At 28.1% G+C, this 10,667-nt stretch carries 16 protein-coding genes and 1 riboswitch; of the genes, 14 read left to right on the forward strand and 2 right to left on the reverse strand.

From position 1 onward, the window contains the following. Position 1: 1 nt before the first annotated feature. Genes ACTTA5_RS07310 through ACTTA5_RS07335 form a run of 6 tightly spaced genes read left to right on the forward strand, consistent with a single transcriptional unit; the run spans position 2 to position 2,495 of the window. On the forward strand, positions 2–448 hold the full coding sequence (locus ACTTA5_RS07310; protein WP_440649093.1) for a ubiquinol-cytochrome C chaperone family protein: 447 nt from the start codon (positions 2–4) through the stop codon (positions 446–448). Positions 449–450: 2 nt separating this feature from the next. Further along, complete coding sequence (rpmF, locus tag ACTTA5_RS07315) at positions 451–633, forward strand: 50S ribosomal protein L32 (RefSeq protein ID WP_023853776.1); 183 nt, start codon at positions 451–453, stop codon at positions 631–633. 13 nt (positions 634–646) lie between these two features. Continuing rightward, a complete protein-coding gene (plsX, locus tag ACTTA5_RS07320; RefSeq protein WP_440649095.1) occupies positions 647–1,648 on the forward strand; it encodes a phosphate acyltransferase PlsX in 1,002 nt (333 codons plus the stop codon). Then, a complete protein-coding gene (locus ACTTA5_RS07325) occupies positions 1,649–1,948 on the forward strand; it encodes an HU family DNA-binding protein (RefSeq protein ID WP_440649097.1) in 300 nt (99 codons plus the stop codon). Beyond that, positions 1,941–2,303: a MerR family transcriptional regulator gene (locus ACTTA5_RS07330; RefSeq protein WP_440633399.1), complete on the forward strand. Its 363-nt coding sequence runs from the start codon at positions 1,941–1,943 to the stop codon at positions 2,301–2,303. Before ACTTA5_RS07325 ends, ACTTA5_RS07330 begins: the two co-directional genes overlap by 8 nt. After that, complete coding sequence (locus ACTTA5_RS07335; protein ID WP_023853780.1) at positions 2,304–2,495, forward strand: 50S ribosomal protein L33; 192 nt, start codon at positions 2,304–2,306, stop codon at positions 2,493–2,495. Position 2,496: 1 nt separating this feature from the next. On the opposite strand, the gene ACTTA5_RS07340 is transcribed toward ACTTA5_RS07335, so the two are convergent. Beyond that, the gene (locus ACTTA5_RS07340; protein WP_440649099.1) at positions 2,497–2,787 is read right to left on the reverse strand and encodes a chorismate mutase; all 291 of its coding nucleotides are present in this window, start codon (positions 2,785–2,787) and stop codon (positions 2,497–2,499) included. A gap of 88 nt (positions 2,788–2,875) precedes the next feature. Between ACTTA5_RS07340 and ACTTA5_RS07345 the strand changes: the two genes are divergently transcribed. Next, complete coding sequence (locus ACTTA5_RS07345) at positions 2,876–3,856, forward strand: COX15/CtaA family protein (RefSeq protein ID WP_440649101.1); 981 nt, start codon at positions 2,876–2,878, stop codon at positions 3,854–3,856. 27 nt (positions 3,857–3,883) lie between these two features. Here the strand turns inward: ACTTA5_RS07345 and ACTTA5_RS07350 are convergent, their stop codons facing one another. Further along, positions 3,884–5,212: an O-acetylhomoserine aminocarboxypropyltransferase/cysteine synthase family protein gene (locus ACTTA5_RS07350; protein ID WP_440649103.1), complete on the reverse strand. Its 1,329-nt coding sequence runs from the start codon at positions 5,210–5,212 to the stop codon at positions 3,884–3,886. 2 nt (positions 5,213–5,214) lie between these two features. Next, positions 5,215–5,281, reverse strand: a riboswitch (SAM riboswitch). A 141-nt stretch (positions 5,282–5,422) separates the two neighbouring features. Here ACTTA5_RS07350 and rplM point away from each other — a divergent pair. The 7 genes from rplM to ACTTA5_RS07385 are packed head-to-tail and all read left to right on the forward strand — an operon-like array spanning position 5,423 to position 10,656. Next, positions 5,423–5,881, forward strand: coding sequence for a 50S ribosomal protein L13 (gene rplM / locus ACTTA5_RS07355; RefSeq protein WP_440614344.1), 459 nt, complete (start codon positions 5,423–5,425; stop codon positions 5,879–5,881). A 1-nt stretch (position 5,882) separates the two neighbouring features. Continuing rightward, the gene (gene rpsI, locus ACTTA5_RS07360) at positions 5,883–6,320 is read left to right on the forward strand and encodes a 30S ribosomal protein S9 (protein WP_440614345.1); all 438 of its coding nucleotides are present in this window, start codon (positions 5,883–5,885) and stop codon (positions 6,318–6,320) included. 33 nt (positions 6,321–6,353) lie between these two features. Then, positions 6,354–7,376, forward strand: a complete 1,023-nt coding sequence (gene argC, locus ACTTA5_RS07365) for an N-acetyl-gamma-glutamyl-phosphate reductase (RefSeq protein WP_440649105.1) — start codon at positions 6,354–6,356, stop codon at positions 7,374–7,376. After that, the gene (locus ACTTA5_RS07370) at positions 7,373–7,597 is read left to right on the forward strand and encodes a hypothetical protein (protein WP_440618395.1); all 225 of its coding nucleotides are present in this window, start codon (positions 7,373–7,375) and stop codon (positions 7,595–7,597) included. Before argC ends, ACTTA5_RS07370 begins: the two co-directional genes overlap by 4 nt. Continuing rightward, the gene (locus ACTTA5_RS07375) at positions 7,594–8,886 is read left to right on the forward strand and encodes a homoserine dehydrogenase (protein WP_440649107.1); all 1,293 of its coding nucleotides are present in this window, start codon (positions 7,594–7,596) and stop codon (positions 8,884–8,886) included. The genes ACTTA5_RS07370 and ACTTA5_RS07375 overlap by 4 nt, the downstream gene beginning before the upstream one ends. Further along, positions 8,886–9,788 (forward strand): AEC family transporter, encoded by a 903-nt coding sequence (locus tag ACTTA5_RS07380; protein WP_440649109.1) that lies wholly within the window; start codon positions 8,886–8,888, stop codon positions 9,786–9,788. Before ACTTA5_RS07375 ends, ACTTA5_RS07380 begins: the two co-directional genes overlap by 1 nt. A gap of 16 nt (positions 9,789–9,804) precedes the next feature. Then, the gene (locus tag ACTTA5_RS07385) at positions 9,805–10,656 is read left to right on the forward strand and encodes a DMT family transporter (RefSeq protein ID WP_440649111.1); all 852 of its coding nucleotides are present in this window, start codon (positions 9,805–9,807) and stop codon (positions 10,654–10,656) included. Positions 10,657–10,667 lie beyond the last annotated feature (11 nt).

A 10,667-nucleotide genomic window follows, 5' to 3' on the forward strand; every position in this document is an offset into this window, starting at 1 on the left:
TATTTATAACAAATTAATTAATTTCACTAGAAATAAAGATTTGTATAAGGACCTAACTAGAGAAGATAATTTTTCTGATAGATTAAGTTTATTTTTGCTACATTTTTCTTTCTTTCTTAAAAACTATAAAAATGAAGAAAATAAAAAAATATTACAAGAAATTTATGATTTCAACTTTAGACAATTAGAATTGAGCATTAGAGAAATTGGATATGGAGACCAATCTATAAACAAAAAAATGAAAGATTATATTAATTTGTTTCATTCTATGGTTTCAGAAATACATTTTTGGGACAATTTATCGAAATCAGACAAAATTGAAAAATTATCAATATTTTTAGAAGATTTTAATAATATTCATGATTTAGTTGATTATTTTGATGAATTTAACTTAAATTTATCAAAAAAAACTTTGAATTATTATTTAAAAAGTGTAAGTAACCAATAATTATGGCCGTACCAAAACGAAAACAAACCCCTTCCAGAACTGGAATGAGAAGGGCACAAACAATGAAATTTTCAACTAAAAATATAGTTGAGGATAAAAAATCAGGTGAATATAGGCTTTCTCACCATTTAGATTTAAAAACTGGGATGTATAAGGGTAGACAAGTTTTAGACCCAAAAGAATAGTATTATTATCTAAATGTCCGAACAAATTAAAATTGCAGTTGATGCAATGGGAGGTGATGGGTCACCAAAAAAAGTTATAGATGGTATAATTTACAACCACCAATCCAATAAAAACATTTTTTACAAAATATTTGGAGATAAAAATAAAATTTCTCCATTAATTGAAAATAAAATTAATAAAGAGTTCTATGAAATTTTCCATACAGAGAATGCAATTAAAAGTACGGACAGTCCTTTAGAAGGTGCAAAAAGAGGAAAAGACACAAGTATGTGGCTTGCTATTCAAAGTGTCAAAGAAAAGCAGGCTGATATAGTAATATCTGCTGGTAATACTGGTGCTTTATTAGTTGTGTCAAAATTAAATCTTAAAATGATCGAAAATATAGACAAACCTGCTTTGTCTGCGCTTTGGCCAAATAAAAAAGGTATGAGTGTTGTATTAGATCTTGGAGCTAATATTGAATGCAGTGCAAAAAATCTAAGTGATTTTTCTTCTATGGGAGCTGCACTTTATAACTCGTTATATCCAAATGAAACGGCCAATGTTGCTTTATTGAATATTGGTTCAGAAGAATTAAAGGGTAATGAAGTAATAAAAGAAACATATCAAATTCTTAATGACAAAAAATCTGAAAATTTTAATTTCTCAGGATACATCGAGGGTAATCACATAATGGATGGTGAAGTTGATGTAATTGTATCAGATGGATTTACAGGAAATGTAGCATTAAAAACAGCAGAGGGAACTGCAAATTTTATTACAAGTGAATTAAAAAAAGCGATGACTGGAAATTGGATAGGTAAGTTTTCTTCACTTTTAAATATTGTAAATCTAAGAAAATTTAAAAAAAGATTAGATCCAAGACTTTACAATGGTGCAATTTTTATAGGATTAGACTCTCCCGTAGTAAAAAGTCATGGTGGTACTGATTACGTTGGCTTTGCTAACTCATTAGATGTTTGCCATAGAATTGTTAAAGGTAATTTGATAGAAAAGATTAAACAGAATCTTTAAATGAGAATAAATTTAACTAAAAAAAATTTAGTTAATTTAGTTTATATGCAACTAGGTTTTTCTAAACAGATTTCAGAAAATCTAATCGATGATTTTTTATCAACAATTGTTTCCAACATTAAATCTGAGAAAAAGCTAAAATTATCTAAATTTGGAACTTTTTCTATTAGACAAAAAAAAAGTAGAATTGGAAGAAACCCAAAAACTAATGAAACTAAAGTAATAACTAGTAGGGATGTTGTTTTATTTAAACCTTCAAAAGAATTTAAAGAGTTTATAAATCTTAAAGATTATGGATAAAGCTGATCAGGCTTATAAAACTATTGGTGAAGTTGCTAAAATTTTAGACTTAAAAGTCAATAAGAGAGGTTCTTTGCCTACTCATATAATAAGATTTTGGGAAACACAGTTTAAACAAATCAAGCCAAAAATTCTTAATTCCAATAGAAGATATTATGATGAAAAAAATATAGATCTTCTTAAGAAGATTAAATATTTGCTTAAAGATCAAGGAATGACAATTAATGGAGTTAAAAAGATCCTTGATAATGAAGATACTTTAAAGCTTGACGAAATGGCAGATAAATCTATAAAAGCTGAAAAATTAAAAAATAAGTTAACTAAAATATCAAATATTTTAAAAACATTAAAATAAATGGCAAAAAAAACACACGTAAAAGTTAGAATGGTACCTGAAGCTAAACCAGATAGTCCTTACTTTTACTATGTAAAAAAACCAGCAGGTGGTGAAAAAGCAAAAGTAAAATTATCTGCAAAAAAATACAATCCTGATACTAGAAAACACGAAATGTTTGTGGAGAAAAAACTTCCACCGCACAGTAAATAATTTATTTTTTTTTAAAATTTCTTCTTTCGTAATCAATATAAGACCAAATCATATTTTTCCAAATACGATTAGTTATGTTTGGATCAATGCCTTGTTTTAATGATTTTGCTTTAATTTTTTTTAAAATAAAATTAATTCTTTTCTTATCTACGATTTCTTTTTTAAATTCTTTAAGTTTTAAAACTTCCTCAACTAGATTTGTTCTATATTTTATAAGTGATAACAGTTTATTATCTAATTTATCTAGCTTAACTCTTATTAAATCTAGTTTTTTTTTATTATTTGGCGACATTTAATTTATTGGAATACTTAATAATTATTATATTTATTTGAGCATGTACAGTGAGAATAATCATTTAAATAATCAACTTAAATTGTGGATGCTATCATTATTAGTTTTAGTTTCTTTAATAATATTGGTAGGAGGCTTGACTAGATTAACTGACTCTGGTCTATCAATTACTACTTGGGAATTATTTGTTGGTTTTTTTCCTCCTTTTACAAATGAAAAATGGTTGGAATATTTTAGTTTATATAAAACAATTCCTGAATACAGCCAACAAAACTTCAATATGACTCTTGATGAATTTAAAGTAATATTTTGGTGGGAGTGGGGACATAGGCAGTTAGGGAGAATAATTGGTTTAACAGTATTACTCCCAATGATTTATTTTTCAGTAAAACAAGGAGTTTGGATTATAAAAAAATATGGACTTATTTTTTTACTGGTTTGTTTTCAAGGATTTTTAGGTTGGTACATGGTATCTAGTGGATTAGTTGAAAGAATAGATGTTAGTCATTATAGACTAGCAATACATTTAGTTACAGCTTTTATAATTTTATCAATTGTATATTGGCAATTTTTAAATTTATCATCCTCTTCAAATCAAACAATTTCTATTAATCTTTTTATACTTAAAATTTTTTTATCTTTATTATTTTTGCAATTAATTATAGGTGCTTTTGTATCTGGTATGGATGCTGGTAAAATTTATAACACTTGGCCATTGATGGGAGTTAATTATTTTCCCGATGATAGTAGTTTTAAAGAGTTTTTGAATTTAAAAGTTTTTGATAATCCCTCTATTGTTCAATTTATACATAGAAATTTAGCATACTTAATTATCGTCTTTTATACCTTAATTCTCTTTAAGGTAATTAACACTAGAAACAAAAAATTATACAAACCCATCACAGTAATTGGTTTGGCTTTGGCATTTCAAATTTTTCTTGGAGTGATAACTATTTTATCTGGAGTAAAAATGTTATTTGCATCTTTACACCAGATAAATTCTATTTTGATAATACTTTCAACTTTGTATTTTATATTTATCTCAAAATATAAAAAACAAATTAATTAATTTCTATTTGTAGACATATAAATAAAATTAACTAACTGCTTTTAAATTACCTTTTGATGATTTGTCTAAAGCTTGATCTAAATCATCGATGATATCATCTATATGTTCCAAACCAATACAAAGTCTAACATATCCAGGAGTTACACCTGAAGCAGCCAATTCATCCTCATTTAATTGACTGTGAGTAGTTGTTGCCGGGTGTATTGCTAAACTTCTAGCGTCACCTATATTTGCAACGTGGTAAAACATTTTTAAAGCCTCAATGAATTTTTTACCAGCTTCGATACCACCAGCTAATTCAATACCAACTAAAGCACCATTACCATTTTTCAGATATTTTTTTGCTCGACTTGATATCTCTTCATTATGTTCAGTGGAATAAATTACTCTCTCAACAGCTTTATGATTTTTTAAGTACTCTACAACTTTTGCGGCATTATCACAGTGTTGTTTCATTCTTAAAGCAACTGTTTCAAGTCCTTGTATGACGCCGAATGCATTATCTGGTGAAAGTGCTGATCCTAAATCTCTTAACAAGGTTACTCTTGCTCTTACTGCAAAAGCAACATTTGCACCTGTTAATTCGGGCACAGCTTTACCCCAAACAACACCTCCATAACTTGCATCAGGTTCATTAAATAGTGGCTGTCTTTTTGGATCTGCTGTCCAATCAAAATTTCCACCATCTACTAGTGCACCTCCAACTACTGTTCCATGACCTGCTATATATTTTGTTAAAGAATAAACAACCACAGCAGCACCATGTTCAATTGGTTTACAAATTACAGGGGCAGCAGTGTTATCCAAGATTAATGGAATGTTATATTTTCTACCAATATCCGAAACTTCTTTAATTGGAAAAACTCTTAAATATGGGTTTGGTAATGTTTCTCCATAAAAAGCTCTAGTTTTATCGTCTATTGCTTTTTCAAAGTTTTTTGGATCCGACGGATCTGCATACCTTACTTCTATACCAAGCTTACTTAAAGTATGCGTAAATAAAGAAACTGTTCCACCATAAAGATCTGTTGAACTAACAATATTGTCTCCGGCTTGAGCAACGTTTAATATTGCAAAAGTAGACGCTGTTTGACCAGAAGCTACAGTTAAACTTGCAAGACCACCCTCAAGAGCAGCGATTCTCTTTTCCAACACATCGTTAGTTGGATTCATTATTCGTGTATAGATGTTTCCAAACTCTTTTAACGCAAATAAATTAGCTGCATGTTCAGTGTTATTAAATTGATAAGAGGTTGTTCTATAAATTGGAACTGCTACTGAATTTGTAGCTGGATCACTTCTGTAGTCTCCACCATGTATCGCAATAGTTTCTGGATTATTTCTTTTTGTACTCATTTTTACTCCTTTTTTAGTGCTTTTGCTTTATGCAAGGCGCACAATACAGTTCAAATACCTACCGATTATAATTTTATGAAAATTCCATTTTAGCAGTTTTATGCCCGCAATAGGATCAAATCGGCAAGTGATAAATAGCATATTAGTTATGTTTTACAAGCTAAATATAAAATTGACTTTGAATAATTTAATAGTATTAATCCTCGCACAATGACAAAATTCACAAAAAAAGATCAAGTTACTTCGTCTTGGTACGAGATAGACGCAAAAAATGCAGTTGTTGGAAGATTAGCGACTGTTGTATCTAATATTATTAGAGGCAAAAATAAGACTACTTATACACCTCACATGGATGATGGAGATTTTGTTGTAGTAAAAAATATCGAACAAGCAAAATTTACTGGCAAGAAGTTTCAAAACAAAAAGTACTATAGACACACAGGACATCCTGGTGGAATTAAAGTTACCACACCAGAAAAACTTCATGAAAAAAAACCTGGAGAAACTTTGAAATTAGCAGTTAAAAGAATGTTGCCTGGTGGTGTTTTGGGTAGAAAACAACTAACAAAATTAAAAATTTATTCAGGAAGTGAGCATCCACATGCTGCACAAAACCCAAAAGTTATAGAATTAGATAAACTAAACAATAAAAACATTGCAAGAAATTAATATGGAAAACGTACAATCAAACACAAAAACTCCTAAATTAAAGTTAGACTTTAAAGATAGTAAGTACGCGACAGGTAGAAGAAAAACTTCAATAGCAAAAGTTTGGTTAAAAAAAGGTTCTGGTAAAATTTATGTTAATGGCAAATTATATAATGAGTATTTTGCTGATGAAATTCACAAAATGCAAATTACAAGGCCTTTTGAAATTATAAATCAAGCTACAGATTATGATGTTAGATGTAGTGTAAAAGGTGGCGGACCTACAGGTCAAGCTGGAGCAATGGTTCATGGTATTTCTAAAGCTTTGGTTCTCTTTGATGAAAATTTAAAAACAACATTGAAAACTGAAAAGCTTACAACCAGAGATTCTAGAGCTGTTGAGAGAAAAAAACCTGGTAGAAGAAAAGCTAGAAGAAGCTTCCAGTTTTCTAAAAGATAATTTTTTTTACAATTTAAACTGCTATAATAAAAAATGCCTAAGCTTAATGCATTAGTTGCCGGATCTACAGGATATATTGGTGTTCAATTAATTAAGTTATTAATTAACCATAAATATATTAATATTAAATATCTATGTGGAAACTCGTCTGTTGGAAAAAATATTTCTAATTATGATAAATCTCTGTCAAAAAAAAAATTACCTAAAATCGTAAAATTTAATCCTAAACTGTTAAATGGTATTGATGTTGTCTTTACAGCTCTACCAAATGGTGAAGCTCAAGATATAGCAAAAAAACTTAATGATAATGTTACTTTAATTGATTTAGCAGCAGATTTTAGATTAAAAAAAGCTAATGATTATTTAAAATGGTATAAACAAAAACACCGAGCTCCAAAATTACAGAAGAAAAGCATTTATTGTTTACCCGAAATAAATCGCGATGAATTAAAAAATCACAATATAATTTCATGTCCAGGATGTTATCCAACATCAATATTATTACCTCTTGTTCCGCTAATTAAAAAAAAATTAGTTAAATTAGACAATATAATCATTGATTCAAAATCTGGATATTCTGGCGCCGGTAGAGGAGTTCATAAAAAATATAAAGATAAGAATTTATACGAGTCTTTGAGTGCTTATGGTGTTGGTTTTCATAGACATAATTCTGAAATTCATCAATTTTTAAGCAAATTTACAAATAAAAATTTTCAATTTAGTTTTACGCCACATTTATCTCCAATGTTTAGAGGTATATTAAGTACAACTTATTTAGATTTAGAAAAAAATGTTAATCAATCAAAAATCATCAAAACACTTAAGATGTCTTATAAAGGAGAAAATTTTGTTAAAATATTAGATTCTGATAAACTGTTGAGCACAAATGATGTTATCAATACAAACAATTGCTTTATCACAGTGTGTAAATCAAAATATAAAAACAAAATAATCATTATTTCTGCAATAGACAATTTAATCAAAGGTGGAGCAGGTCAGGCTGTTCAAAATTTAAATAATAAATTTAATTTTCCTGAAAGAACTGCTTTAAAATGAAATATTTGTTAATTATTTTTCTAATTTTTTTATGTAATTGCTCTTTAAATAAAGATTCTCAGTATTGGACAGAACATCCTGCTGAAAATAAAAAAAATCAAAAAAAAATAACTGAAATACTTAAAAAGTCAGATGATATAACAAAAATGACATTAGAAGAATATGAGATTTATATAGATGACTATACTAAAAAAAGTAAATATCCAGATATAAGCAAATGAATAATATAGTGAATGTTGCAATTGTTGGACTTGGTCAAGTTGGTAATTATTTATTTAATGAACTAATTGTTAAAAAAAAAGATATTGAACTTAAAACAGGAAAAAGAGTTCATGTAGTAGCTATTTCTGCAAAAAATATAAATAAAAAAAGAAAATATAAAATTAATAGAAAAATTTTTTATAAAAACTCTTTTGAAATTTTTAAAAAAGAAAAAGTTGATATTTTATTTGAAGTAATTGGACAATCTGATGGGGTTTCTAAAAAATTAGTTGAAACTGCTTTAAAGAATAAAATTCATGTAATTACACCAAACAAAGCTTTAATTTCAAAACATGGAAACAATTTAGCAAAACTAGCTGAAAAAAATAATGTTAATCTAGAATTCGAGGCATCTGTTGCTGGTGGGATACCGATATTGAGATCTATTAAAGAGGGATTAGCTACAAATAAATTATCTAAAGTTTATGGAATTTTAAACGGTACTTCAAATTATATATTGTCAGAGATGGAAAATTCTGAGCAAAATTTTGCTGATGTTTTGAAAAAAGCTCAAATGCTTGGATATGCTGAACCAGGAAATCCAAAATTAGATTTAAATGGTTTTGACGCATTTGCAAAAGTGAGAATTTTATCCGCTTTGGCTTTTAATAGTAAAATATCAAATAAAAAATGTTTAATGGAAGGAATAGAAAAGATTGATTTAAAAGATATTAAAATTGCAAATCAATTAGATTTAAGAATTAAACTACTGGGTATCTCTGAACTCAAAAATAATCAACTTTTTGAAACTGTTCATCCATGTCTTGTAAGTAAAAAATCATATATTGGTAATGTAAATGGAGTAATGAATGCTGTTATCCTTAATGGCAAACCAGTAGGAGAAAGTGTATTACAAGGGGAGGGTGCTGGACCAGGTCCCACTTCATCATCTTTATTATCTGACTTATTATCTATTTTAAGAGGAAACATTAAAAAGCCATTTGGTGTAAGTGTAAATAAACTTAAAACTTTAAAGACTTACAACGTAAATAATTATGTTAATTCTTTATATTTAAGATTTGAAGTTAAAGATAAACCAGGTGTTTTATCTCAAATAACCAATCGTTTAGCTAAATATAAAATTTCTGTCAAAAGATTAATCCAAACCCCAGATAAAAAAAATAATAAAGCTACCATCGTAATAGTTACTCATAAAACCACAGAATTAAATTGTAATAGCTGTTTATCTATATTTAAAAAAAATAAGAATATCTTAAAATCACCTACGTTAATTAGATTGCTTGATTAATGGAAATATATTTCAAACTTATTGAAGTATTATTTCCTGTTTTTTTTGTTGTTGGGATTGGGTATTACCTTGGCAAGAAAAAACCAGATTTTGATAATTCCTTTATAACTACTTTTGCCTCAAATGTTGGTACACCTGCAATGGTTATATATTCTATTACTTCTACAGGTATAACATTTGAACAATATACCAGTTATTTTATTTATTATTTAATTGCTATTGCTGGTTTTGGTTTAACAGGCATAATTATTTTATTTCTATTAAAAACTAAAGATATCATTAGAGAAATCCCAGTATTTCTTCTTCCTAATAATGGAAATATGGGTATTCCTATTTGTCTTTTTGCTTATGGTTCACAAGGTTTAGGAATAGCTGCATCAATATCTTCTCTTATAATTTTACTTCACTTTACATTAGGAGTGTTTCTAGCCGACAGAAAATTTGACTTTAATATTTTAATTAAAAATCCACCTTTTTACGCAATTATATTTTCAGTTACTTTTATTTATTTTGACTTGGAGATGCCCAAGGCAATTATTAATTTAACTGAATTGTTAACATATACAGCAATTGTTTTAATATTAATGTCGTTAGGAATTGCATTAACAAAATTAAAAATTTTTTCTTTCACTAATTCAATAATTGCTTCTATTGGAAGAGTAATAATTGGACCCGTGATTGGTTTTTTAATTATAATTTTTTTCGATCTTTCTGGATTTGGTGCAGGTGTAATTTTAATTCAATCTGCTATGCCAAGTGCTATTTTAAATTATTTAATTGGATCAATGTACTCACCAAAAGAAATAGTAGATAACATCGCTAGCACTATTGTTGTTTCTACATTAATGTCATTTATTACAGTTCCAATAGTCGTATTCTTTGCTTTAAAATACTTCTATTAAGATATATCTTTCAGTTGTGAAGGCTATAATTTTAAATGCATCTGCTTGGATGATTGTCCCTGTTATGGATGCGTTTGCTAAATATTTAAGCTCATCAATGGATGTTTTGCAAATAACATGGGCTAGATATTTTTTTACCGTAGTTTTTACTCTGTCTTTAATGCTTATATTTTATAGAAAGTCATTAGTTTGGACTAAAAAACCGGCTCTTCAACTAATAAGAGGTTTGATATTTGTTTTTTCTACGTATTTATTCTTTTATGCGATTTCTGAAATTTCACTCCCTAAAGCTTTAACTTTAGCATTTGTAGCACCAATTTGTGTCACAGCTTTATCTCCATTTTTTTTAAATGAGAAAGTAGGGGTGAAAAGATGGACTGCTGTTTCGTTAGGATTTGTTGGTACTTTGATTGTTATTAGACCTGGATTTATTGAACTTAATTTAGCTACTTTAGCTGCTTTAGGTAATGGAATTTGTTATGGATTTTACCTTATTATAACAAGAAAACTTAGCACTTCAGATAACCCTCTTCTAACGCTTTTGCTTTCAGGTTTAATAGGAACGGTCATTATTAGCTTATTTATGCCTTCTGTATGGGTAAAACCTACTACAAATCAGTGGATTTTAATGGCTTTAATCGGCCTTATAGCCTCTGTAGCCCATCTTTTCTTAATTTTATCACTCAAATATGCTGATGCCTCAAAATTAGCTCCTTTGGGCTATACAGAAATCATAACAAACATATTAATTAGCTATTATTTCTTTCATGAATTACCGGATAATTGGACTTATTTAGGTCTTTTTATAATTGTCTTAAGTGGTCTCTATATAACCAGAAGAGAATATATTTTAAAAAGAAGTAATTAATAGTATTTATT

This window comes from Candidatus Pelagibacter sp. HIMB1521 (assembly GCF_052047875.1).
GTDB lineage: Bacteria > Pseudomonadota > Alphaproteobacteria > Pelagibacterales > Pelagibacteraceae > Pelagibacter.